Raw genomic sequence first — 24094 nt, 5'->3', positions numbered from 1 at the left:
TGTTATCGTAGTTAGACCCCCCGTTTATATGGCCGCTGTGAAATATCGATGATAGACCATGTCAGATGAAGATGTCCAACTCGAAGCACGGCTCGAAGAACAGGAGGTTTTCGAGCCCCCGGAGTCGTTCGTCGAGCAGGCGAACGTCACGGACGAGGGTATCTACGAGGAGTTTACCGAGAACTGGCCGGAGTGCTGGGAGGGGGCCGCCGACCTGCTCGACTGGGAGGAGGATTACGATCAGGTACTCGACGACTCGAACCCGCCGTTCTACGAGTGGTTCACGGACGGGAAACTAAACGCCTCGGCGAACTGTCTGGACCGCCATTTGGAGGAGCGCGGCGACGAAGCCGCTATCGAGTGGGTGGGTGAGCCGGTCGAGGAAGACAACGTCACCTACACCTACGAAGAACTTCACCAGAAGGTCAACGAGTTCGCGGCCGGCCTGCGCGAGATGGGCGTCGGCGAGGACGACGTCGTGACGATGTACATGCCGATGATCCCGCAGTTGCCGATCGCCATGCTGGCCTGCGCTCGTATCGGCGCGCCCCACTCCGTCGTGTTCGCCGGCTTCTCCGCGGACGCGCTCGCGACGCGGATGAACTCCGCCGACTCGGAGTATCTGGTCACCTGCGACGGCTACTACCGCCGCGGCGACCCGCTCGACCACCTCGACAAAGCCAACGAGGGGCTGAGCGGCGTCGACCACGAAGTCGAACGCTCCATCGTCGCCGAGCGGCTGATGGACGGCGACAGCTTCGACCACGACTACGCGGACAATCAGGTCGCCTTCGAAGACGTCGTCGCCGACAACGAGGGCGAGACAGTCGAGCCGGTCGACCGCGACGCCGAGGACATGCTGTTCCTCATGTACACCTCCGGGACCACCGGGAAGCCGAAGGGCGTCAAACACTCCACCGGCGGCTACCTCGCGTGGGCGGCCTGGACCTCCCAAGCGGTGCTCGACATCAAACCCGAGGACACGTACTTCTGTTCGGCCGACATCGGCTGGATTACCGGCCACTCCTACATCGTCTACGGCCCGCTCGCGCTCGGGACGACGACGATGATGTACGAGGGGACGCCGGACTACCCCGACAAGGACCGCCTCTGGGACATCGTCGAGGAGTACGAGGCCGACCAGCTGTACACCGCGCCGACGGCCATCCGCGCGTTCATGAAGTGGGGCAAGGAGTACCCCGAGCAGCACGACCTCTCCAGCCTGCGCCTGCTGGGCACGGTCGGCGAGCCGATCAACCCCCGGGCCTGGAAATGGTACTACAAACACATCGGGGGCGAAGAATGTCCCGTCGTCGACACCTGGTGGCAGACCGAGACCGGCGGCATGATGATAACGACGCTGCCCGGAATCAAGGACATGAAACCCGGGTCGGCCGGGCCGCCGCTGCCGGGCAACGACGTCCGCATCGTCGACACCGAGGGCGAGGAGGTACAGCCCGGCCGCGCCGGCTACCTGACCGTCGACAAGCCGTGGCCCGGCATGCTCCGGACGCTGTACAAGAACGACGAGCGGTTCATCGACGAGTACTGGGCCGAGTACTCAGACACCGACAGCGACGACTCCGACGACTGGGTGTACTTCCCCGAGGACGGGGCGAAAATCGACGACGACGGGTACATCACCGTGCTGGGACGGGTCGACGACGTGATCAACGTCTCCGGCCACCGCCTCGGGACGATGGAGATCGAGAGCGCTATCGTCGGCGTTGAGGGTGTCGCGGAGGCTGCCGTCGTCGGTGGCGACCACGACATCAAGGGCGAAGCGGTGTACGCCTACGTCATCACCGAGGACGGCTACGAAGAGGACGAAGAACTCCGCAGTGCGATCATCGACGGCGTCGAGGACGCTATCGGGCCGATTGCCCGACCGGAAGCCGTCATCTTCACGCCCGAACTGCCGAAGACCCGCTCCGGGAAGATCATGCGCCGCCTGCTAGAAGACATCGCCAACGGCGAGGAACTGGGCGATACGAGCACGCTGCGAAACCCTGACGTCGTCAGTGATATCGAGACAAAAGTCCAGGGTGACTGAGCCGTAGCGGCGAACAGCACCACGAATTTTCAACCTATCAACCCATGTCAAGAGACACGCCTGCGGACCGAGAAGAGTCAACTATCCAACCAGATGGCGGCACGGAGGCCGCCCACGAAGACATCGACTACCTCGACAGGGAGGTGAACCTGTTACGGCCGAGCACGCCGTTCATGCGCGACCACCTGAAGATCATCTGGAGCAGTTTCGTGCTCTGGGCGCTGGTCGTGTTCGGGCCGGTGACGATGACCGCTATCGCGCCGGAGATGATGACCGTGGGGACGCCCATATTCGGCTTCCCGCTGCACTACTTCCTCGTCTCCCTTGGCGCGCCGACGGGTGCGCTCATCCTTGCAGTAGTGTACACGCGCTACCGGGACCGACTCGACCAGAAGTACGGGATCGACCCCGACTCCGTCGAGAGCGCGGCGACCGAGGCTGGCGAAGCGACAGCCGCTGACGGGGGTGTCGAGCAGTGACGGTCCCGCTACAGGCGGAAGCGCTGGATATCTCGTTCAAACTCGTCCCGGCGATCATCGTCTTCCTGATGATGGCCTCGTTCCTCGTTATCGGCTACGTGTTCAAGGTGGCCGACACCGAGGGGATGTGGGTGGCCGGCCGCGGCATCGGGAACATCGAGAACGGGATGGCCATCGGCGCGAACTGGATGTCCGCTGCCTCGTACCTCGGACTGGCCGGGCTGGTCGCGCTCTCGGGCTTCTACGGCCTGGCGTTCATCGTCGGCTGGACGACCGGCTACTTCATCCTGCTCATCTTCCTGGCCGCGCAGATGCGGCGGTTCGGGAAGTACACCGCGCCGGACTTCGTCGGCGACCGGTTCAACTCGCCGACTGCCCGGGCGCTGGCCGCGTTCACCACGCTGCTCATCGCGTACGTCTACTCCGTCGGCCAGGCCCGCGGCATGGGGCTGGTCGGTCAGTACGTCTTCGGCCTCGACATCATCCCGATGATCGTCGTGATGATGACCATTACCGTCGGCTACCTCGCGCTCTCGGGGATGCTGGGCGCGACGAAGAACATGGCCGTTCAGTACACGATCCTCATCGTCGCGTTCCTCGCGGGCGTGTACGTGGTCGGCTTCTCGCAAGGCTATTCTACGGTGCTCCCGCAGATCGAGTACGGCGCGCTGATCGCCGACCTCGGCCGCGAGTTCTCCGCGCCGTTCGTGAACCAGCCGTTCTACCTCTGGATCGCGACGGCGTTCTCGCTCATCGTCGGGACCTGCGGCCTCCCGCACGTCCTCGTCCGGTTCTACACGGTCAGAAGCGAGCGCGTCGCCCGCTGGTCCTGCGTGTGGGGGCTGTTCTTCATCCTCCTGCTGTACTGGGCTTCGCCCGCGATGGCGGCCTTCGGCGTCGACCTCTTCCAGGCGACGACCGGCGCGAGCGCCTACGCCGCAGAAGGCGGCATGTCCGGCGCTGAGGGTGACGTGATCGTCGTGCTCGCCGCGCAGTTCGCGAACCTCCCGACGTGGTTCGTCGGCCTCGTCGCGGCCGGTGCGATGGCCGCCGCTATCGCGACGACTGCCGGGCTGTTCATCACGGCCTCCTCAGCGGTCGCACACGACATCTACACCGAACTGATCAACCCCGACGCGACCCAGCGCCAGCAGGTGCTCATCGGTCGCGGGACGATCATCGGCATGGGCGCGCTGGTGACGGTGACCGCGTTCAACCCACCGGCGCTCATCGGCGAACTGGTCGCCTACGCGTTCTCGCTGGCCGGCGTCGTGCTGTTCCCGATGTTCTTCCTCGGCCTCTGGTGGGAGAACACGAACCGTCAGGGCGCACTGGCCGGGATGGTGCTCGGCCTGCTCATCTGGATCACCTCGATCATCAACAGCGTCCTGCCGAACTACATCGGCGCGCTCGGAGCGGCCGCCGGAGAGAGCGGCGCGATCGTCCCGATATACGCCCAGTACGTCCCGCCCATCGGCGCTGCGCTGATCGGGACGCCGGTCGTGTTCATCGTCACCATCGCCGTCTCGCTGGCGACGCCCGAGCCGCCCCTGGAGACGAAGCAGATGGTTCGACAGTGTCACAGCCCCGAACCGATGGGGCAACAGGAGACCGCCGCAGACGTCGTCGGCGACAAGACCAGCGGCGGCACCCCCGCAGACGACTAAACCCATGTACGACAACATTCTCGTTCCGACTGACGGCAGCGAAACCGCGGAAAATGCGGTCGACCAGGCAGTCGACATCGCCTCGAAGTACGGCGCAACGGTCCACGCGCTGTACGTCGTCGACGTCGACGCCACCAGCTACTCGCTGGGGACAGAGCAGGTCGACCGCATCCGCCAGGGGAACCTGGAGGAGATGACCGACATAAAGGAAGACGCCGACGAAGCCACCGGCTACGTCCGCGACCGCGCCGCCGAACACGGCGTCGAAGTGGAAGAGCACATCACCGCCGGCGAGCCCGCGCGCGCGATCCGGAAGTTCGTCGAGGACAACGACATCGACCTCGTCGTGATGGGGTCCCACGGCCGCTCGGGGCTGAAACGCGTCATCCTCGGCAGCGTCACGGAGAAAGTGCTCCGCCGGACCCGACTGCCGGTGCTCGTCGTCGACGTCCACGGCGAGACGGACGTTGAAGACTGACAGTACCATGGCACTGAATCGACTCCAATCGCTGCGGACCACGCGAGGCCGCCGATGAGCGTCGTCGACACCCTCCGCAACCACGTCCGCGACCACAAGCGAGGGATGTTCGTCGACCTCGTGTTCGCTATCGCCTGGGTGACTGCCGTGAGCGTCATCTTCGACCTGCTGTCGGCTCCGCAGTGGGTCTACTACCTGACGCTCGCCGGCGGCGTCGTCGCGTACTACGGTTTCTTCTGGTCGCTTGAGCTGGCGATGGAACAGCAGTAGGTCGGGCTCCGTTTGTCACGGTGGCGACGGATTCACAGCCAGTTCACGAGGGGTTTGTGAAAGATACACATATAGTGGCTGAATCACCGCCGTACCCGGGTCATCCAAGCACCCCTCTATTCTCAAGGCCGTCGAATTTCGCTCTCGCCGGTACTAATAAGACCATGTAGATGCATTGACTCTTTCGACGGCAGCAGACGCTGTGGAGTTCAGCAATGATATACGAAAGTTCGACGGGAGAGTACTACAGTGGTCTCGACATCTGGATGCGCTTCGAGTCGGGGTTCTGGGAACCACACGATTGGAGTCAAGCGACTGGACAGGAGTGGGTACAGACCGAGGCGGGTGACGTCCTCACCCTGACGCCGGTCCCGGAGTCCGACCTTCCGGATGGGGTATCGGTGACAGAGGCTGAAGACGTCGAATACCTGGGTGAGTGAAAACGGCAAGACCGGGGCAGGCCACGGGTCCGTCTGGGCTGCCTGTGCCACAGCAAGACCGGCAGGGAAACCGCCACTGCGGGTCACATTACCGTACCGCTCGTTCAGATGGGCGTAGCGCCTCTCTACTGCTCACGGGTCGCTAACGCTCCCCGTTCGCTATTCGAGACCCCTCGCTTCGCTCGGGCTCTCGCTACTCACGGCATCGCCGTTCGTTCGTGGCGCGTAGCGCCACGCCGCTCACGAGTCACTGCGTTCCTCGTTCGCTATCCGAGGGCCCTCCCTCCGGTCGGCCCCTCGCTATTTCTCACTCATTGCCTCACTCGCCATATTCCGCCCCTGCGCGTTCAACGCGACCTCGGTCCGAACCCGGACCTCGTCAACCGCCCCAATATCAAGCAGTTTCTGATAGATTTCCTCGACTTCGTCGGGCGTCGTTCCGACGAAATCGGACATCTCGAACGGTGAGACACCGGAGTACAGCGCCATCAACACCTGGCTCTCCATCTCCGAGAGTTCGTAATCGTCCTCGCGGTCCTCGATAACGCGGGTGAACAGCGTCTTCAGTGCCCGCGTGTGGTGGTCCATCCCCGAGATGTGGGTCTCGACGCTACGGTCCTGGTCGTCAGTGTGTTCGACCTCGATGACCTCCCGCTCCTGGCCCATTACGGTACTGGTCCCGGTTTCGATGGTTCCGACGTCCTCGATTTCGAATGACATGCTCTTGCCGCCGGGAAACTGGAGGCGGATGATGTCATCGTCCAGTTGAAACCGTGCCTTGCTCCACTCGGCGTCCTCCTGAACGACGCCGCCGACGACCGCCTGCTGTCGAGCGAGGATGACCTCGCCCTGTAGCGTGGCGCGGACGTACTCCGTCTCGAAGTCGTCCAGGTTCGGCGTGTCGACGAGCAGAACGTTGTTGCCGACCTCCAGCGCGGTTGCACCGCCGGTCCCGCCGTCGGGGACCAGATCGTCGGGGTTCGACGGGAGGGTGATGTTGGAGTGGGGAATGGGCTGTTTCGAGCCGTTCGTCGCCAGAATGAGTCGCTTGTTGGTGACGATGAGTCGACAGGAGCGCCACTTCGGGTCGGTCACCGTGTCGCCATCGCGGACGACGTACTGGAAGTCTCCCGATGTGTCGACTAGTTTGCGTTCGTCACCACTCATGGCCGCTGGTACTACAGATTTGATGCCAAGGGATAAATAACTTCCATCGTCGCCAGCACGGCACTGGTCGATACCACCCGGTCTGTGTCGGCCCGGAAACCGTTCACTGCCGGCAAACCGGGCGAAACTCGGCTGAACTCGGCCTGACTATCTGCCGGCTCCTTTACCCTGGGGCGGCTATCGAACAGTGTATGCACGATCCACAGCAGTCAGGAACGACGTCTCGGCGCGACTATCTGAAAGCCGCCGGTGGCCTCGCGGCAGCGAGCACGGTCGGTCTCGCCGGCTGTTCCGGGAGCGGCACCGAAACAGGCACGCTCGCGACACAGGTGACCGACCAGCCGGGCGACATCGCTGATTTCGAATCGTGTGTCATCACGATGGCCGGTATCTGGGTAAAGCTAGTCTCAGAGGAGGACACAGCGACCGAGGAATCGACGACAGCGGACACGAGCGACGCCCGCGAGTACCACGAGTTCGACGAGCCCCAGGAGGCCGACCTGGTCCAGCTCCAGGACGGCAACACCTCGCTCATCGACGAGACCGAACTCGACGTTGACACCTACGAGTTCCTCCAGCTCGACGTGACCGGCGTCGATGGGACGCTCGCAGAAGGCGGTGACGCGACAGTTGACACGCCCGGCGACGCGCCGCTGCAGTTCACCCAGGAGTACGAGATCCGCGCGGACACCCGTACCGTGTTCACGGCCGATTTCACGCCGGTCAAGCGCGGCCAGACAGGCGAGTACATCCTTCAGCCGGTCGCCAGCGGCACCGAAGTCGAGTACGAGGAGTAGGCCGCCCTCTGGTCGCTACAGCGCGACGAGCAGCCCGCCGACGACGCCCAGCCCGCCGAACACCGTACAGACCGCCCAGAACGGGACCTGCCGCACGAGGCGGACCAGCGCGTCGACGGTGAGGTAGCCGACGACGGCGCTCACGACGAGCGCGACGACGGCCGGCAGCGGGTCGATTGCGGGGACGCCGTCGTCGACGAGGACCAGCGCGTTCGCGGCGAGCGCAGCTGGAATCGACAGCAGAAACGAAAGTCGAAGCGACGACTCGCCCTCGTGGCCCCGGAGCAGCAGGGCACTCACCGTCGTCCCGGATCGGGAGACACCGGGAAGGATAGCCAGCCCCTGTAACACTCCAACGAGGACAGCATCGATCCAGTCCGGAACCTCGCGCTCGCCCAGCGACAGCGCCGCGGCGAACCGCTGGAGCAGGCCAGTGATGACGAGCAGGCCGCCGACCAGCGCCAGAAAGAGTCCACCCTCAAGATTTGAGACAGCCGCGTCGAGCACCAGATACGCGGGAAGACCAGTGACGGCGGTCGCCGCCGTCGCGATGACGATAAACGAGAGGTCCGCCGTCTCGTCGGCGAACGGACGGCGGGAGAGCTGGCGAATCGAATGGAGGATAGTTCGAACTTCAGTGCGGTAGTAGGCCGTCGCCGCGACCGCTGTCCCGGCGTGAAGAAAGAGCGCGAGGCGGGTCGCGGCGGCCGGGGAGACGCCAGTGGCCACCGTCGAGGCGAGCGCGACGCCGCCCTCGCTGGAGACCGGAATCCACTCCAGTATCCCTTGCAACAGGCCCAGCAGAATAGCGACGAGAATCGGGTTCATACCCACGGAGCGGACGCCGCGGGACAAAGGCCGTTCGGTTCGGGCCGTCGACGTGGCAGTATATATAGCGCTGGTGTCCAAACGGGGGTATGCAACTGGGAAGCGGGGTGGTAGACCTGCTGTCGGGGCTGCCGGCCTGGCAAGGGTTTGTGGTGCTCGTCGGCAGCGGAGTCGCGCTCGCGCTGGCCATCCGTGTCCTCGGAGACCGACTTCTCAGGCGGGTCACACCCCACATCGAGGGCGACGTCGACGACATCGTCTTCCGTGGAATCCACACCGCCGTGTACGTCACAGTCGGCCTCGGCGGCGCGTACGCGGGTGCACAGATTTACGACGTTCGCCCAGCCGTCGCTGTCTCGCTAGAAGCCGGGACGCTCTCGCTGGTCGTCATCGTCTGGATGGTGATTCTGCTGCGTATCGGCCGCCAGGCGTCAGCCCTCGCGACGGATTCGGCGTACATCGACCGCCAGATGGTTCCCATCCTCCAGAACGTCTGGAGCGCGCTCATCTCCGGCGGCGGCGTCCTCCTCCTACTGGTCCTCTGGGACATCGACGTGACGCCACTGCTTGCCTCGGCGGGGATTATGGGCATCATTGTCGGGCTGGCGGCCCGAGACACGCTGGCGAACTTCTTCGGCTCGCTGTCGCTGTATCTCGACGGGACGTACGCGGTCGGCGATTTCGTCGTGCTGGAAACCGGCGAACGCGGCCGCGTCGAGGACATCTCCGTGCGCTCGACGGTCATCCGCACCCGCGACGACATCCTCGTTACTGTGCCGAACTCGAAGCTCAACAACGCCGCCATCGTCAACGAGTCGACGCCGAGACGGAAGCGCCGGATCCGCGTCCCCGTCGGTGTCGCCTACGGGACAGATATCGACCACGTCGAGGAGATTCTCCTTGAACTGGCTGAAGCCGAGGATCTCGTCCAAGACCGCCCGAATCCGCGGGTCCGCTTCCGGGAGTTCGGCGACTCCGCGCTGAACTTCGAACTGCTGTGCTGGGTCAGCAACCCGGCTCTGACAGCCCGCGCGACACACGAACTCAACAGCGCGATTTACAAGCGATTCCGGGCTGAGGACATCGAGATCCCGTTTCCCCAGCGGTCCATCTCCATCTCGGCCGAGGAGGTTCCGGGCGAACTGTTCGACCAAGCGCAGCCGAAGGGCAAAGACACAGACGACGGTGGCGTAACCGGGGAGTGAGCGCGAACACGGTCGCAGCCTGACTGATGCGGGTAACCGAGAGGTCGAAACGCAGTTACGGTGGCGACGCGTCGGCTCAGGCAATGAGCATACTTGAGGACGCCCGTGCGGCGCTTGCGACCGGGCCGCTGTGTGATTCCTGTCTCGGCCGGCTCTTCGCCGACCGAAGTTTCGGGCTGGCCAACGCCGAACGGGGCCACGCCCTGCGGGTGACGGTTGCGCTCGCAGACGACGACCCCTTCGAGGCGGGCGAGGACTGCTGGGTGTGTGAAAACGAATGCGACCGCTTCGACTGGTGGGCCGAACAGGCCGCGAGCGCCGTCCGCGGCTACGACTTCGACACCTACCAGGTCGGGACGAAGGTGCCGCCACTACTCGAAGAGAACGACGAACTGCTCCGGGAAGACATCGGGCTAGACCCCGACGCCGGCGAAGCGCTGAAGACCGAACTCAACCGCGAGGTCGGCAAACGGATCGGCGACCTGACCGGCGCGGAGGTCGAGTTCGGTCGTCCGGCGGTCCAGCTCACCCTCGACCTCGCGACAGATGAGGTGGAGACCCACGTCAATTCGGCGTTCGTCTACGGCCGCTACCGCAAGCTCGAACGCGATATTCCACAGACGAAGTGGCCCTGCAACGACTGCAACGGGACCGGACTGTGGCAGGGCGAGCCCTGCGACGGCTGTGGCGGTAGCGGCTACCGCTACGACGAGAGCGTCGAGCAGCTGTCCGCGCCCGTCGTCCGCGAGGCGATGGACGGCGAGGAAGCCGTGTTCCACGGTGCCGGCCGCGAGGACGTCGACGCCCGAATGCTCGATTCGGGCCGCCCGTTCGTTATCGAGGTAATGGAACCACGCAAGCGTGACGTGGACGCCGACGAACTCGAAGCCGACATCAACGCCTTCGCCGACGGGAAGGTCGAAGTGACGGACCTCCATCTGGCGACCCACGAGATGGTCGAACGCGTCAAGGAGTTGGACGCCTCGAAGACCTACCGGATGGACGTGGAGTTCGGGGCACCGGTCGACGCCGACGCACTGCAGGACGCACTGGCGGAACTAGACGGGACGACCATCCAGCAGGAGACGCCCCAGCGGGTCACCCACCGACGCGCCGATATCACCCGGACGCGGACGGTGTACGACGCCGAGGGCGAGCTGACCGACGACCGTCACGCCGAACTCCGCATCCACGGCGAGGGCGGCCTGTACGTGAAGGAACTCGTCTCCAGCGACGAGGGCCGCACGGAGCCGAGCCTGGCTGGCCTGCTCGACACCGACGCCGTGGTGACGGCGCTCGACGTAATCGACGTGCAGGGCGAGGACGAGCCGTTCGCGAAAGACGAGTTCCTCAGAGAGTAACGCGCCGGGCCGCCGTCCAATCGGAAGCTGTTTTTGCAGCGCCGTCCAGAGGATAGTCATGCGATTCGGCGTCGATGAGGCCGGGAAAGGGCCGGTTCTGGGGTCGATGTTCGCCGCCGCCGTCCGGGCCGACCCGGCGGCCCTGCCCGATGGTGTCGGCGACTCGAAGGGCATCAGGCCGGAGCGCCGCGAGCGACTAGCTGGCGAGATACGCGAGTCGGCCGACGCCGTCGGTGTCGCCGAGATTCCGGTCGAACGCATCGACGCCGACGGGACAGACATGAACACGCTGACCGTCGACGCGCAGGCAGAGGCTCTATCGGTAGTAGCCCGTGACGGCCTGCTGGGCACGGTCGACGCCGGCGACACCGACGCGGCGCGGTTCGGTCGCCGGGTCGCGGACGCGGTCAACGCCGACGTGACGGTGACTGCGGAACACGGCGCAGACGAGACGGACCCACTGGTCGGTGCCGCCTCGATTGTCGCGAAGGTCGCCCGCGACGCACACGTCGCGGACCTGGCCGAGGAGTACGGCGACGTGGGGTCGGGCTACCCCAGCGACCCGACGACGCGGGCGTTCCTGGCGGACTACGTCGACCACCACGGCGAGCTGCCGGCGTGTGCCCGCCGGTCGTGGTCGACGTGTGACGACGTGCTGGCGGCGGCAGAACAGGCGTCGCTGGGCGACTTTTGAACGGGAACAGTTCGACAGCGAACTTGGAGTGCGTGAACCCGGCCAGTACTGCGTAACAGGCAGAAAGCGGGAGCCGCTCAGTCCTCGTCCAGCACGAGGTGGCGGAGGATGTCACCGTATGCCGGCCGCGTCACGAGCACGCCGATGAGGACGCCCACGATGGTAATGATGGCGAACCCGGAGAGGTCGCCGAGTGGCAGGACCATCAGCGGACTCATCGCCATGATAGTCGTCGCCGCGGCCGCGCCGATGACCCAGAACGCCTTGCGGAAGCGGCTCTGGAACACGCGTCCGGTCTCGACTTCCCCTTGCTGGAGGATCTCGTCGGCGATGATGATGAGGTCGTCCACCCCCGTACCGATGACTGCGATGAAACCGGCCAGATGCGAGAGGTTCAGCGGATACTGGACGAAGGCGACGAACCCGAGGAGGATGAACACCTCCGACAGCGCCGTGACGACCATCGGGACGACAACCTCAACCCGTTTGTATCGCACGTAGACCACGAGACTGACTGCGAGGACAGCCAGCAAACCGGTCAACAGCGAATTCTGCTTGAACCGCTCGGCAAGCGCCGGGTCGAGTGACGAGCCGGAGTCTTCAGAGAGGTCGAGCGGTGCCGGAAGCTGTCCGGCCCGGAGGTTCAGTTCGATTTCACTGGCCGTTTCAGCGGGGTTGTCCGAGCTTCCAGTTTGCATTACGTACACAGGGTCGTTAGCGAACTCGCCACTGGCGAAGCTCTCGCCGAGGCCCGGCGTCACGCCCCGGGCTGTGACAACCTCTCCGTTTAACGTATGGACCAAGCAGCCAGGTTCATCGTTTGCAAGTGCAGGGTCGGCCGACCCACCGGCGGTCGTTTGCTGAATATCCGAATGGTTGTAGTTTCCACACGGGGCCCCGTCACCGAACCCGGCATCGACCATTCGCTGTGAGAACTCGTCGGCGGCATCCGAGCTGACTGTGATGTACACAGCCCAACCGACGCCTTCCCTGTCCGCAGCCGAGATATCACTCATCTGGGAGCGCTTGAGCACTTCCTCGCGGACGAAGGACCCGTTTTCACCGCCGGGATACACGGCGTATATTTTGACGGTCCCGCGCTCGTTCAGCAGGTCGACGAGCTCTTCTCGGTCCCGATCTGGGGCGGTAATACTGACGAAGTATTGGCCACCGGGAACGTTGACAACCTGGACTGACGCACCGCTGAGCGCTGAGGTCCGGAGTTTCTCGTCAACGGCTTCGACCATCTCTTGGCGCGTCTCCGGCGTCACGCCGTCACGTACGGTGGTCGGCTGATACCCGTTGTTCTCGAGTGCCGTTCGGAGTTCTTGATGCGTGACGTCTTTTGTAACGACCTCGACAGCCCCCGCGCTTCGCTCAGAGGTGACAGGTCGGACCCGGACGTCTATTGTGTCGAGGTCGAGTTCGTCGGCCACTGTTTGCTCAAGTTGAGATGAATCCGCCTGCGTCACGTTGACGTTCTCGGCAGTGATGCCGACGATAGGGGCGCGAAGGCGGGTTCCACCGCTGAGCTGAATACCGTAGTTGAGGTTCGTCAACTGTTCGGATTCACTCGCTGCAGGACCGGATGCGTCGGCCGGTCCATCAGCACTCGTTCCCGGCGGAACTCCGGGAACGAACAGTGCGATGGCACTGGTCAGGAGAAGCACGACCAGTAAAACGACTCGCCAATTGTCTCGAAGGGTACTCATCGGTTTACCCCCTCGTACTTGTACCAGCGAAGTAGCGTAACGTTGAGCAAGTACGTATTCATCAGGTCAGCCGTCAGTCCAAGTACCAGTATCAAGCCGATGTCGGCCATCAGGCCAATCCCGAATAGTGTCGCTGCGACCGCCATCACTGTCATCGCTGCAATAGAGGTCAGCGTCATCGTCACACCGGTTCGCATCGCACGGTACGTCGATTCGTAAAACCCGCCTGAACGTCTGAGAACATGGTTATTCAACAGAATATCCGAGTCGACAGAGTACCCGATCAGCATGAGAAGCGCTGCGACGATTCCCAGTGAAAGCTTGATTCCAAGGAGGTTCATTATCGCGAGCGGAATCATGATATCGGAAAACGCCGAGATAACAATGGCGATACTCGGGACGAATGTGCGGAAGAAGGCGAACGCGAGCAGGCTCATTCCAACGAACGCAACTCCGACACCGATGACTGCGAGACGCTGGTTTTGCCCGCCAAACAGCGGCGATGTCGTTCCGCTCCCCAACAGTGTCAGTTCCTCCGCCGACTGGGCAGCGGACCGAACCGAAGACACGTTGGCCGAATTGTCGAACGTGACGACGTATTGATTCTCGTAGGTGGATTCCGAAGTCGTCGTGATACCCTGCACCGAAACAACCGGCTCGTCGAATGTGGCTTCGATTTCTTCGTTTGTGAGCGTCGCGTTTGTCCCTATCGTTAATTCCGTCCCGCCAGTAAAGTCGATGCCCCGGTCGACTGGTGCCCCGGTGACAGCCCACCAACCACCGATGACCGCGAGCGAGAGCGCAAGCACCACCAGCGGAACCGCCACCAGCTGGCGGTTCGAATACTGGGTGTAATCGACTTCCGGGACCTCGAACTCGAACATGACGGAACGGTGTGAGACGGGGGCGAATAAGCCTTCTCAATCACTGCCGCTGACATCCGCCGTGCCGTACATCTATGGCAGTTTATCACGTATATCCGAGTATGCCCGAAAGCGCAACCAGGGTCGAACTCTCCTACCCGGCGGACCTCAGCGGCTGGGGTCGCGACAAAATCGACGGCTCGCCGTTCCGCGCGTACCTCCGGAAGACACACGATACCGCCGCGCCGGGCGACGTGTGGACGGAGTTCGTCGGCGTCGGCTGCTGTGGCGACACGCTGGATTTCCCGCTTCAGATCGAATCCGTCGAGGGTGGGTCCGCGGTGACCGAAGACACCGCGTTCGTCTACACCGAGCGGGAGGCCTGCGGAATCGCCGGCGGCTGGCAGGTTCAGAGCGCCGCCGGACCGACCGAATAGGAAACTGGAGCGGACGAGAGAACGCGTCAGTCCGGCAGGTAGCGCACGCTGACGACGCCCTCTGCCGTCCGAACCTCGACGCGGTCGACGCCGAGCCTGGCCGCCCGCGAGAGGGTGGTTTCGTCCTCGACGACATCCGCCGCAGCCTCGTCCGTCTCGTCGTCCGGGACCGTCAGGACGTGAACCTCGCCCTCGCCGGCGCGTTCGACCGTCGTTAGCTCGCCGGGGGCCTGTTCCGCCGCGATTTCGGTCGTCTGTGCCGTCGGCGCGAGGTCGACCCTCTCGACGGGAATGCGTCGCCGCTCGGCGACTTCGGTGACGGTGTACGTGACCTCCATGGGCGGCTCCGGTTCGACTGTCCCCTCCACTACCTCGCCGGCCTCGACACCGGGGTTGTCCGACAGTGTCAGTACCTGCGAGTCCGCGACGTTCCGAAGCGTCGCCGACGCGTCGTCGGCGTTCGTGACCAGAAATGTCCCTTCAATCGCTGTCATAGACGCTAATTCGTGGCGGGCGTTCTTGCCCGTTTCGACCCGGGGACGGTGTGTCGTATCGCTTCGGAGGAGTGGGGGCCGTGGGCCGGCGGCGCTACTTCAGCAGCCGGTGGGTCAGATAGATCACCAGCGTCGCGAGCAGCGGCGGGGCCAGGCCCGCAAGCGGCGGCAGCGAGTAGAAGAACCCGACGACGGCGCTCTGTGTCGGCTCGCGAAGCTCCGCCGGGGCGGAGGTCAAGAGCGCGAGGTATATCGACCCGATGAACAGGAACGCCGAGAGCGCGAGGGCGCGGTCGTAGGCGACCGAGGACGCGGTCCGTCGGTGACGGCGCGCGACGGAGAGCACTGGGGCCAGCAGCGGCGCGACGAGCAACAGTCCGATGAACAGGAAGAAGCTCCGCGAGAAGGTGAACGTGCCGCCGCGGACGCTCCCGGTCTCGGCGAGTTGCGTTATCAGCCCGAGCGAGAACACGAGCGTAATCGCCACAGACAGCAACAGCGCGACCGGGACGTAGGCTTTGAACAGCAGCGAGTCGCTGGCCCGGAACGCGTACGGGAACGCACCCGGCAGGCCGTTGTACGGTTCGGGCCGGTCGTCGTCGGCGTCAGCTGTGACGGACTGCTCTGCCGTCGCGTCTGTCATACCTGTGGGTTAGGCGAGCGCGTGGTTAAGCGCGGTGTTGTCCGACCAGCGGTGAGAGCGGAGCCACGTCTGCGGCCTGCCATGCCGTCCGGGAGTTGTTTGTACCCGCCCGTCGACACCCCCAGTATGCACGTCGATATCGGAGCCGCGCTTGCCAGTGCCGCCGACCCGGGCGTCGAGCGAGCGACGCTGGACGACCTGGACGAGCGGGTGGCCGCGGCCCACAAGCGAATCGAGCAGGGACGGGACGACGGCGAGTTCGGCTACGCGTCGCTGAACCTCCCCGAAGCAACCGACGCCGAGACCATCCGCGACGCCGTCGCGCCGGTCGCCGACGCCGACTCGGTCATCACCGTCGGGATCGGTGGCTCCGCGCTGGGGGCGAAAACAATCACGGAGGCGCTGGCCGAGGACCCGGACAGCCACGTCGTCCTGGACAACGTCGACCCGGAGCACGTCCGGCGGACGCTCGACGGCCTCTCCCTCGCCGACACAGCCATCAACGTCGTCTCGCGTTCTGGGACGACGGCGGAGACGCTGGCGAACTTCCTCGTCGTCCGCGAGGCCTACGAGGACCGCGGCGTCGACTGGACCGAGCGCATCGTCGTCACCACGGGCGAGTCCGGCCCGCTCCGGGCGCTCGCCGACCAGCACGACCTGCCGACGCTGCCGGTGCCCGAGGGCGTCCCCGGGCGTTTCAGTGCCCTCTCGGCGGTCGGGCTCGTCCCGCCGGCGATTCTCGGTATCGACATTGAAGGGCTGCTTACCGGCGGCCAGACAGCGGCTGACGACCTCGCGCCGTCGCTGTACGACTCGCCGGCCTATGCCTACGGCGCGATGGCCTACGCACTCGAAGAGGAGGGCGCGACGGTCAACGCCGTCATGCCCTACGCCGAGCGCCTGGAGTCCTTCGGCGAGTGGTTCGCACAGCTCTGGGCCGAGAGCCTGGGCAAGGACGGGCGGGGCCAGACACCCGCGCGTGCACTGGGCGCGACCGACCAGCACTCCCAGCTCCAGCTGTACCGCGCCGGCCACCGCGACAAGGTCATCACGTTCGTCCGGCCGCGCGAACGCGCCGACGTGGCGATTCCCGATCCGGACCACGAGGACCTGTCGTATCTCGCCGGCACCGACCTCGGCGGCCTCATCGACGCCGAGTACGAGGCCACGGTAGCGAGCTTGCCGGCGGCTGACCGGCCGGCGCTGGAAGTTGAGATCGACCGCCTCGACGCCGAGAACTTGGGGGAACTGCTGTACGCGATGGAGGCGGCCTGCGTCCTCGTCGGCGAACTCGCGGAGGTTGAGACGTTCACCCAGCCTGCCGTCGAGTGGGGAAAGAACGCCACGCGGGCGCTCATCCGCGGCGAGTCGACGGACGAGACGGCGGTTATCGACGAGCGCGAGCGGCTGCGGATCGGCGAAACGGAGTCCCTTTAGGCCGGCGCAACGGACTGCCGATAATGGACGACACTGCCGCGAACTGGGGTGTTCTCGCCGCTGGCCTCGGTCTCGTCGTACTCGTCGCCACCGAAACCGGCGTCGTTAGCTGGATGACACCGGCGACGACGGCCGGTCCGGTCACCGCTCGCCAGGTCACCGCCGCCGGCTTCGTCGTCGCCGCGCTCGCCTTCTCACTTGTCCGTCACGGCGCACTCGACCGTCGTCAGGCAGGTCTGGGCGCGACAGGCGCAAGCGTCATCGCAACGCTCGCGACGCTCGTCGCCTTCTTCGGGCCGGAGTTCCGTCCCGGCGTCGAGGCGACTGTCGGAATCGCCGTGTATCTCGCGGTGCTGGCCGGCGGCGTGACGATTGCGCTGGGCTGGGCGCTGGCGGCCGACGTGGCAAACGACCGGCTGTACACGGTCGCCAGAGCGCTCTCGGTCGCGACGGGAATCGGGCTGGCCGGCTTCCTCGTGGGCACGCTGTTCGCCCAGTTCGTCGTGCTCGGAGCCGCGGCCGCAGGGCTTGTCAGCGCCGCGGCGCTCGACGGCGGGACTGTCACCGGACCGACGTACATCACGCTCACTATCGGTATCGGCGTCGGCTTCGTCGGTTTCGGGGCGGCCGTCGCCAACCGGCTAGACCGGACCTGGGCTGATCTCGATTTGCGGCGACCCGGTCTCCGTGATATCGGCTACAGCGTCGGCGGCGTCGCCGTCCTCATGGTCGCGCTGTTTGGCTTCAGTTACCTCATCCAGGCGCTTGGACTCGAAGCGGCCCGAAGCAGCGTCGAAGAGCTAGCCAACAGAGACCCCTCGTTCCTGCTCGTGATGGTCCCATTGGCGTTTCTCACTATCGCGCCGAGCGAGGAGTTCATCTACCGAAACATCATCCAGAAGTACCTCTACGACGATTTCAGTGATCTGCAGGCGATTATACTCACGAGCGCCGTCTTCGGCGTCGTCCACTTCGGGCAGTACAGTACTGGGACGCCGACACAGACCGTCCTCTCGCTGTTACTGGTGTTCGTCCTGTCGACGCTGCTGGGCCTGAGCTATCTCAAGACCGAGAACCTGCTCGTCCCCATCTTTATTCACGGGGCGTTCAATGCCATCCAGTTTCTCACATTGTACATCGAGATTACAGGAAATCCGGCAGTTTGAGGCGTCTGACTGCTGTCTGACGGGTGTTTATGCGAACTACCGTTGTAGGCGATGGCATGACTCGGCGGTTCACCATCGTCTGTGATGACGACCAAGCGCGGATCATCGAAACGCTTGCGCGGCGCTACGGCATCACAGAGGAGGAAGTGCTTTCGCAGTTGGTCGAGCTCGGACTCGAAGCCCGGGACGAACAAACCGTCTAAGCCGGGTTCTTCCGCGATAGCGAGCTGCCACAGATGGGACAGCGGTCGCGGTTCTCGTCGAACTCACGGCCGCAGCCGGCACACTGGAACAGCCACTCCCGCTGTTCGGAAATCCCTTCACGGGCGATGACTTCGACCGCCACGTCGAGTTTCTCCGCGACGTTCTGCATCGCGTAGTCGTCGGTGACGAGTCGGCTGTCGAGTTCGAACGCGGCCGCGATCAGCCGGATGTCGGTTTCCGAGAGTTCCGCGAGGTCACCGGTCTCGCTGGCGGCGCGTTCGATGCGCTCGACCGTGTTGTCCTCGGGGATGTGAAGGTGCATTCCCGAGCCTTCGAGGGCGTCGAAGCGATAGGCGGCCTCGTCCTCCAGTTCCTCTCTGACAAGCGGAATCGTCGCTATCTGCTCGTCAGTATGATACTCGTTGATAAATGCCGAGGAGTCAAGAACGTACATCTAGCGTTTGACGATCATATGGTCTTTCACCGCCTTGACCCGCTCAACTGGGACAAGCAGGCGGCCCTGGTCACTGTACTCGAAGTTCGTGTTGCGGAGCGACTCCGCAGGGTCGATGACGAGATTGTGCAGCGCGCCCGAGGAAAAGTCCATCGTGATGTTGTAGAGACTGCCGATCTCCGCGCCGTCAGTCCCCATCACGTCTTTCCCCGACAGGTTTTCTGCGAGTATTGCAGCCATACCCCCTTGTTCCGAACGAGGTTACATAAACGCCACGGGGATGTCCGACAGGTGAGCTGCGATGTGGACCGATGGATACCGGTATCGGCGGCCATGGTGCCGTCTTCGACCTTCCGACGCGCCCCGGAACATCTACAGCGAGCCACAACCCTATGCGAGAGGCGGCCGACGGGTACGCATGGACAGTAACAGGCGTCAGTTTCTCGGGGGCCTCGCGGCCGCCGTCATCGGGGCCGTGGCAGGCTGTAGTAGCGGCGGCGACGGAACACCGTCACCGACAGCCACCGCCACACAAGCGCCGACTCGAACCGCGACGGCAACTGAAACGGCGACACCGACGCCGACTGAGTCGCCGACACCGACTGCCACGGCCGCCCCGACCGAGACAGCGACGCCCACGCCGACCGGAACGCCGGTGGACGCCGACCAGGAGGTCGCCGTCGCGCCGGGAAGCTTCAGTTTCGACCCGGAAACCTTCGAGGTCCCCGTCGGTAGCACCGTGCTGTGGGTCTGGAAGGCCGGCGGCCACAACGTCAAGCCGACCGCGACGCCGGAAGACAGCGACTGGTCGGGGACGCCCGGCGACGATGGGACGACGTACAGTTCGGGCTACGAGTACGCCTACACGTTCGAGGTCCCCGGCGAGTACGAGTACCACTGCGTCCCCCACCAGAGCGTCGGCATGACGGGGTCGTTCACTGTAACCGAGTGACGCCCGCTTAGCCCCACGTTCGGTCGCGCGCGTCTGATGACGACGAACTTAACTGCCACCGACGACTCGGTTCTGACAACTTCTGGAGCCATCTATGTCTGACACGGACCCCACCACAGCCACCGACGACACCCTGCGGACGCCCATCGTCGCCGTTCTGGGCCACGTCGACCACGGGAAGACGAGCCTGCTCGACAAGATCCGCGGCTCGGCCGTCACCGCCGGCGAATCGGGCGCGATTACCCAGCACATCGGCGCGACGGCAGTCCCACTGGACGTGATTTCCGAGATCGCCGGCGACCTCGTCGACCCGACTGACTTCGACCTGCCCGGCCTGCTGTTCATCGACACACCGGGGCACCACTCCTTCTCGACGCTTCGCTCTCGGGGCGGCGCGCTCGCCGACATCGCCATCCTTGTCGTCGATGTCAACGACGGCTTCCAGCCCCAGACGCTGGAGGCCATCGACATCCTCAAGCGCACACAGACGCCGTTCATCGTCGCTGCGAACAAGATCGACACTGTCCCCGGTTGGAATCCCAACGAGGGACAGCCGGTCCAGCAGACGATGGACGCCCAGTCCGACCGCGTCCAGTCCGACCTGAACGAGAAGCTCTACGAGATCATCGGCGAACTCTCGGACAACGGCTTCTCGGCGGACATGTACTGGCGCGTCCAGAACTTCCAGGCTAACATCGGCGTCGTGCCGGTCTCGGCCGAAACGAGCGAGGGCATCCCTGACCTGCTGACGGTGATGATGGGACTGTCCCAGCGGTACATGAAAGAGGAGATGGAGATCGACACCAGCGGTCCCGGTGTCGGGACCGTCCTCGAAGTGAAAGACACCCAGGGCTTTGGAACGACGCTCGACGCTATCATCTACGACGGGACCATCCGCAACGACGACACCATCGTCGTCGGCGGTCTGCAGGGCCCCATCGTCACTGATGTCCGCGCGCTGCTTCGGCCACGCCCGCTCGAAGAGATACGGACCGAACAGGAGTTCGAGCAGGTCGAGCAGGTCGCCGCCGCCGACGGCGTCAAGATCGCCGCGCCGGACCTCGGCGACGCGATGGCCGGTGCGCCGATCCGCGTCATCCGCGACCGCGACCGCAGCGAGGTCATCGCCGAAGTCGAGGAGGAACTCGCCGAAATCGAGGTGACCACGAAAGAAGAAGGCGTCGTCATCAAGGCCGACACCCTCGGCTCGCTGGAAGCCCTTTCGAGCACGCTCGAAGAGGAAGAGATCCCGGTTATGCGCGCCGAGGTCGGCGCGGTCGCCCCGCGGGACGTGCGAGTCGCCGAAACGGCCGGCGAGCCGACCAACCAGGCGATTCTCGCCTTCAGCGTCGAGGTCCTCGACGACGCGCGAGACCTCGCCGAACAGGAGGACGTGGAGCTGTTCGAGGACGACGTCATCTACCAGCTCGTCGAGTCCTACGACGACCACGTCACCGCCATCGAGGAGGCCCAGCAGGAGCAGATTCTGGAGAACATCACCCGACCCGCGAAGTTCCGGATTCTGCAGGACCACACGTTCCGCCAGTCAGACCCCGCCGTCGTCGGCGTCGAAATCCTCTCCGGTGAACTCCGCCGGAACGTCAACGTCGTCAGATGGGAGAACGGCGAGGCAAACCGCGTCGGGACCCTCAAGACGATCCAGGACGAGGGCGAGGACGTGGACTCCGCCCGCGCCGGCGAGCGTATGGCCGTCTCGATCCAGGGGCCGACCGTCGGCCGCCAGATCGAGGAAGGCGACGACCTCTGGGTCGAAATCCCCGAAAAGCACGCGAAGATTCTGGAACAGGAACTCAAGGAGGACATCTCCGTCGACGAGCGCGAGGCGCTGTCGATGTATCTGGAGAAACACCGGAACCGGGACCCCTTCTGGGGGAAATAGGCGAATTGTGTAGTCGAATGTGTACACAAATTCGGAGGGAATAGCCGACGGTCGGGATTGATCCCGCTAAACAACTCTACCAACCTGATAGGTAGCCGCTTCACAACTGTTCTCGCCTCACTCCAGCTCAACTGTCACACCCCGCGACCCCGCCCCGTCAAGATTACAGAGCGGATGGGTCCCTATCGCTCCACAGTAGGTGGTGGGTAGCCTTGGGTGACGTATTGAGATAATATCTGACCACCTGCGACACACCGTTCAAAAGTTGTTTTTGTAATATATTATCAATATAGCAAGTATTGATGTCGGGAGGATCAGCAACAGAGACTTCTCAAAGATCTGCAGGTATGTCTGAGTAGGGCGATAGTCGAAAACCACAGAGAGAGTTACGAACAATATTGAAGCGAAGGTGAACAGCCACACCACTATCTTGTTTTTAGATGGTAGGCTGTTCATAGGCTCACTCAATGGGTTTCAAGTAAAGATGTTATGCCGACTGCCCTCCTCACCAGTCTGCGAAGGCGTCTATCAGCGGTTCGGCTTTGAGAAGGAACCAGAACAGGATAATAAGCCCAAAAGACGGAACGGCGATAGTCCGAATCACGTCCGTAGCCCATGCGACCATTTGGGCGGTACTCGCGTCACCAATACTCGAAGTCATGGTTAGGAGGACACCAGCCGCTCCGAGTATCGCCACGGCGGTCGCCAGATCATCCGCGTCGTCCAAGTCGGACATCTATGCCATCTCCCCCGCGAACTTGAAAAATACGAAGACGAACGCCCCCACCACGGTGAGCGGGACCATCGCCTTGACAGCTCCCGCGAATAAAATCTCTAGAAGATGACTTTGAGTTATCGTCGTGAGGGGTTCTCATTCCCACATTTCGCAACTGCGTTAGATTCGATTGTAAGGACAATCCTCAGCTCTCAAAGTCTTTTAAGTATCGTATGATCAATTAGTGTGTAAATGAGGGACTTTTTCAAAGTCACTGCGAAGCGGATTGTAGCCGCTCTAATTGCTACCCTTCTCTATGATTTGGTATCCCGAGAAGTCTATTCCGAAACTCCACCAATTGCATTTCTTACTGAACCCGTCCCGAGATTCATACTGATCTTTACAGTTGTGTTCATACTTCTTAGCCTAGTCTTCCGTTACCTGAAAAGGCGTAGAGAAGAGTTGGTTAGCGACAACGCGCCACCTGGTTATGTAGTGAAGGGGAGACCGAATCGTGTTGAGGAAGCGGTTACAGTACAAAAGTGGGGCGTAAATTGGTGTGGGATCTACGGGAGCAATTCTAGGCGATCAAAGCCGTATATCCACGTAGAAGGGCCTTTTTGCCCGCATGATGATACCGAACTCACACGTCGAAAGGTCACAAAATGGGTGTTTTTTACGCGTCGGGTTTGGGTCTGCCCTCGTTGTGATAGGGAATACAAACGCCCACTCCGCCACCTCTACAACGAATCAGATGAAGTGGGGAAGATTATGAAGAGTGACATAGAAAATGATAGAGTGGTTGAAGAAGACCCTCCGTCGGCTGACCCGACAAGGTGAGTCAAATGCCCCAGTCTGTCCCGCCTTGTGATACAAGTGTGAAGAGTGGGTCCCAACAGCGTTAGAAAGAGGGTCCGTCACGGCGAATCATGTTTGCCGCGTCATCATCTATCACGGACGTGTAGATGTCGGTCACATTGAGTGAGTGGTGGCCCAATGCCTCTTTGACCATCGGCGCGGGAATACCGTTCTTAGCGCATTGGACGGCGAATGTGGCCCGTAGGGCGTGCGGAGTTACCAGGTGTTGCGTTCTGCCCAAAGCGTCAGTCCCGTAGTCGTCTTGAATCCCTACTCGTTCTGCCGCTTCAACCACAATGTCTCGCACCACGGTTTCACCCAGATGGTCGCTCTTGCCCTTCCCGTCGGGGGGAAAGAGGTAGTCGCTTTCCGCGGCCCCGTATTCCTGCTGTCTGTAATGGTCAATCCACATCTGGAGATCCCGCGCCAGTTTGTCTGAGCGAAAACCGACCTTCCGATAGTCGTCGTTCTTACGCTCGTAGATGAGGATATACTTCTGGTCAGGCTCCACGTCCCTGAGCCGCAGGCTGATGCACTCCGACCGCCTCATGCCCGTGGAAACCAAGATGCGGATAATCAATTTGTCTCGAAAGCCGTCTGCCGCCTCAACGAGTTGGTCAACCTCATCGGATTCGAGGTAGAACACACCCTCCCGAGTGGCCCGCTTCTTCTCCGTGGTGATTGACCACTTACCGTCCGACCCTGTGGTTTCTCATTGGTCTACGGGGTTCGGATCATCTGGTCGCTGTATCTGAAAGAACTTGCTGATTGCCCCCGTTGCGTTCTTGATTGTCCCTTCCGAGTAGCCGACAGGTTCACC

At 63.2% G+C, this 24094-nt stretch carries 27 protein-coding genes; 17 read left to right on the top strand and 10 right to left on the bottom strand.

Annotation, left to right across the window (positions count from 1 at the left end):
* Positions 1–58 precede the first annotated feature (58 nt).
* The 6 genes from acs to VI340_RS01290 all read left to right on the top strand — a co-directional run bounded on the left by acs (position 59) and on the right by VI340_RS01290 (position 5387).
* Entirely contained in the window at positions 59–2053 is a 1995-nt protein-coding gene (gene acs / locus VI340_RS01315; protein ID WP_336357616.1) for an acetate--CoA ligase, read from the top strand.
* Positions 2054–2097: 44 nt separating this feature from the next.
* Positions 2098–2532, top strand: a complete 435-nt coding sequence (locus tag VI340_RS01310; protein ID WP_008311005.1) for a DUF4212 domain-containing protein — start codon at positions 2098–2100, stop codon at positions 2530–2532.
* The gene (locus VI340_RS01305; RefSeq protein ID WP_008311007.1) at positions 2529–4199 is read left to right on the top strand and encodes a sodium:solute symporter family transporter; all 1671 of its coding nucleotides are present in this window, start codon (positions 2529–2531) and stop codon (positions 4197–4199) included. The genes VI340_RS01310 and VI340_RS01305 overlap by 4 nt, the downstream gene beginning before the upstream one ends.
* 4 nt (positions 4200–4203) lie before the next feature.
* Positions 4204–4677 carry a universal stress protein gene (locus VI340_RS01300; RefSeq protein ID WP_008311009.1) on the top strand — a complete coding sequence of 158 codons (474 nt, stop codon included), beginning with the start codon at positions 4204–4206 and terminating at the stop codon, positions 4675–4677.
* Positions 4678–4731: 54 nt separating this feature from the next.
* On the top strand, positions 4732–4947 hold the full coding sequence (locus tag VI340_RS01295; RefSeq protein WP_008311011.1) for a hypothetical protein: 216 nt from the start codon (positions 4732–4734) through the stop codon (positions 4945–4947).
* 215 nt (positions 4948–5162) lie between these two features.
* The gene (locus VI340_RS01290) at positions 5163–5387 is read left to right on the top strand and encodes a hypothetical protein (protein WP_008311012.1); all 225 of its coding nucleotides are present in this window, start codon (positions 5163–5165) and stop codon (positions 5385–5387) included.
* A gap of 300 nt (positions 5388–5687) precedes the next feature.
* Here VI340_RS01290 and VI340_RS01285 read toward each other — a convergent pair whose 3' ends face one another.
* Positions 5688–6554 carry a CheF family chemotaxis protein gene (locus VI340_RS01285; RefSeq protein ID WP_008311015.1) on the bottom strand — a complete coding sequence of 289 codons (867 nt, stop codon included), beginning with the start codon at positions 6552–6554 and terminating at the stop codon, positions 5688–5690.
* Positions 6555–6745: 191 nt separating this feature from the next.
* On the opposite strand from VI340_RS01285, the gene VI340_RS01280 reads away from it, so the two are divergent.
* A complete protein-coding gene (locus VI340_RS01280) occupies positions 6746–7351 on the top strand; it encodes a DUF4382 domain-containing protein (RefSeq protein ID WP_336357615.1) in 606 nt (201 codons plus the stop codon).
* 15 nt (positions 7352–7366) lie between these two features.
* Here the strand turns inward: VI340_RS01280 and VI340_RS01275 are convergent, their stop codons facing one another.
* On the bottom strand, positions 7367–8179 hold the full coding sequence (locus tag VI340_RS01275; RefSeq protein ID WP_336357614.1) for an undecaprenyl-diphosphate phosphatase: 813 nt from the start codon (positions 8177–8179) through the stop codon (positions 7367–7369).
* Positions 8180–8268: 89 nt separating this feature from the next.
* Here VI340_RS01275 and VI340_RS01270 point away from each other — a divergent pair, with 89 nt between their 5' ends.
* The 3 genes from VI340_RS01270 (at position 8269) to rnhB (ending at position 11439) form a co-directional block, all read left to right on the top strand.
* A complete protein-coding gene (locus VI340_RS01270) occupies positions 8269–9384 on the top strand; it encodes a mechanosensitive ion channel family protein (protein WP_336357613.1) in 1116 nt (371 codons plus the stop codon).
* An 83-nt stretch (positions 9385–9467) separates the two neighbouring features.
* Positions 9468–10745 (top strand): tRNA pseudouridine(54/55) synthase Pus10, encoded by a 1278-nt coding sequence (locus VI340_RS01265; protein ID WP_336357612.1) that lies wholly within the window; start codon positions 9468–9470, stop codon positions 10743–10745.
* Between the two features lie 58 nt (positions 10746–10803).
* Positions 10804–11439: a ribonuclease HII gene (rnhB, locus tag VI340_RS01260; RefSeq protein ID WP_336357611.1), complete on the top strand. Its 636-nt coding sequence runs from the start codon at positions 10804–10806 to the stop codon at positions 11437–11439.
* A gap of 77 nt (positions 11440–11516) precedes the next feature.
* Here the strand turns inward: rnhB and VI340_RS01255 are convergent, their stop codons facing one another.
* Entirely contained in the window at positions 11517–13151 is a 1635-nt protein-coding gene (locus tag VI340_RS01255; protein WP_336357610.1) for a preprotein translocase subunit SecD, read from the bottom strand.
* Positions 13148–14035, bottom strand: coding sequence for a protein translocase subunit SecF (gene secF, locus VI340_RS01250; protein ID WP_008311027.1), 888 nt, complete (start codon positions 14033–14035; stop codon positions 13148–13150). The genes VI340_RS01255 and secF overlap by 4 nt, the downstream gene beginning before the upstream one ends.
* A gap of 101 nt (positions 14036–14136) precedes the next feature.
* Between secF and VI340_RS01245 the strand changes: the two genes are divergently transcribed.
* Entirely contained in the window at positions 14137–14451 is a 315-nt protein-coding gene (locus VI340_RS01245) for a hypothetical protein (RefSeq protein WP_008311028.1), read from the top strand.
* A 26-nt stretch (positions 14452–14477) separates the two neighbouring features.
* Here the strand turns inward: VI340_RS01245 and VI340_RS01240 are convergent, their stop codons facing one another.
* A complete protein-coding gene (locus VI340_RS01240) occupies positions 14478–14945 on the bottom strand; it encodes a DUF5812 family protein (RefSeq protein ID WP_008311030.1) in 468 nt (155 codons plus the stop codon).
* A gap of 94 nt (positions 14946–15039) precedes the next feature.
* A complete protein-coding gene (locus VI340_RS01235; RefSeq protein ID WP_008311032.1) occupies positions 15040–15588 on the bottom strand; it encodes a hypothetical protein in 549 nt (182 codons plus the stop codon).
* Positions 15589–15714: 126 nt separating this feature from the next.
* On the opposite strand from VI340_RS01235, the gene VI340_RS01230 reads away from it, so the two are divergent.
* Genes VI340_RS01230 through VI340_RS01220 form a run of 3 tightly spaced genes read left to right on the top strand, consistent with a single transcriptional unit; the run spans position 15715 to position 18394 of the window.
* Entirely contained in the window at positions 15715–17025 is a 1311-nt protein-coding gene (locus VI340_RS01230; RefSeq protein ID WP_336357609.1) for a glucose-6-phosphate isomerase, read from the top strand.
* Positions 17026–17048: 23 nt separating this feature from the next.
* Positions 17049–18191, top strand: coding sequence for a CPBP family intramembrane glutamic endopeptidase (locus tag VI340_RS01225; RefSeq protein WP_336357608.1), 1143 nt, complete (start codon positions 17049–17051; stop codon positions 18189–18191).
* 56 nt (positions 18192–18247) lie between these two features.
* Positions 18248–18394, top strand: a complete 147-nt coding sequence (locus VI340_RS01220) for a CopG family transcriptional regulator (protein WP_008311035.1) — start codon at positions 18248–18250, stop codon at positions 18392–18394.
* Here the strand turns inward: VI340_RS01220 and VI340_RS01215 are convergent.
* Positions 18391–18849, bottom strand: coding sequence for an NOB1 family endonuclease (locus VI340_RS01215; protein WP_004518436.1), 459 nt, complete (start codon positions 18847–18849; stop codon positions 18391–18393). The genes VI340_RS01220 and VI340_RS01215 overlap by 4 nt on opposite strands.
* A complete protein-coding gene (locus tag VI340_RS01210; RefSeq protein ID WP_004518435.1) occupies positions 18850–19089 on the bottom strand; it encodes a PRC-barrel domain-containing protein in 240 nt (79 codons plus the stop codon).
* Positions 19090–19267: 178 nt separating this feature from the next.
* Between VI340_RS01210 and VI340_RS01205 the strand changes: the two genes are divergently transcribed.
* On the top strand, positions 19268–19801 hold the full coding sequence (locus VI340_RS01205; protein ID WP_008311037.1) for a plastocyanin/azurin family copper-binding protein: 534 nt from the start codon (positions 19268–19270) through the stop codon (positions 19799–19801).
* Between the two features lie 94 nt (positions 19802–19895).
* Positions 19896–21701 (top strand): translation initiation factor IF-2, encoded by a 1806-nt coding sequence (infB, locus tag VI340_RS01200; RefSeq protein WP_008311039.1) that lies wholly within the window; start codon positions 19896–19898, stop codon positions 21699–21701.
* A gap of 505 nt (positions 21702–22206) precedes the next feature.
* Here infB and VI340_RS01195 read toward each other — a convergent pair.
* Complete coding sequence (locus tag VI340_RS01195; RefSeq protein WP_336357607.1) at positions 22207–22437, bottom strand: hypothetical protein; 231 nt, start codon at positions 22435–22437, stop codon at positions 22207–22209.
* 231 nt (positions 22438–22668) lie between these two features.
* On the opposite strand from VI340_RS01195, the gene VI340_RS01190 reads away from it, so the two are divergent.
* Positions 22669–23256: a hypothetical protein gene (locus VI340_RS01190; protein ID WP_336357606.1), complete on the top strand. Its 588-nt coding sequence runs from the start codon at positions 22669–22671 to the stop codon at positions 23254–23256.
* A gap of 61 nt (positions 23257–23317) precedes the next feature.
* Here VI340_RS01190 and VI340_RS01185 read toward each other — a convergent pair whose 3' ends face one another.
* The gene (locus VI340_RS01185) at positions 23318–23920 is read right to left on the bottom strand and encodes a tyrosine-type recombinase/integrase (RefSeq protein ID WP_336357605.1); all 603 of its coding nucleotides are present in this window, start codon (positions 23918–23920) and stop codon (positions 23318–23320) included.
* Between the last annotated feature and the right edge of the window lie 174 nt (positions 23921–24094).

This window comes from Haloarcula sp. CGMCC 1.6347, from assembly GCF_037078395.1.
Classification (GTDB): domain Archaea; phylum Halobacteriota; class Halobacteria; order Halobacteriales; family Haloarculaceae; genus Haloarcula; species Haloarcula amylolytica.
This window is presented reverse-complemented; position numbering and strand designations above follow the sequence as displayed.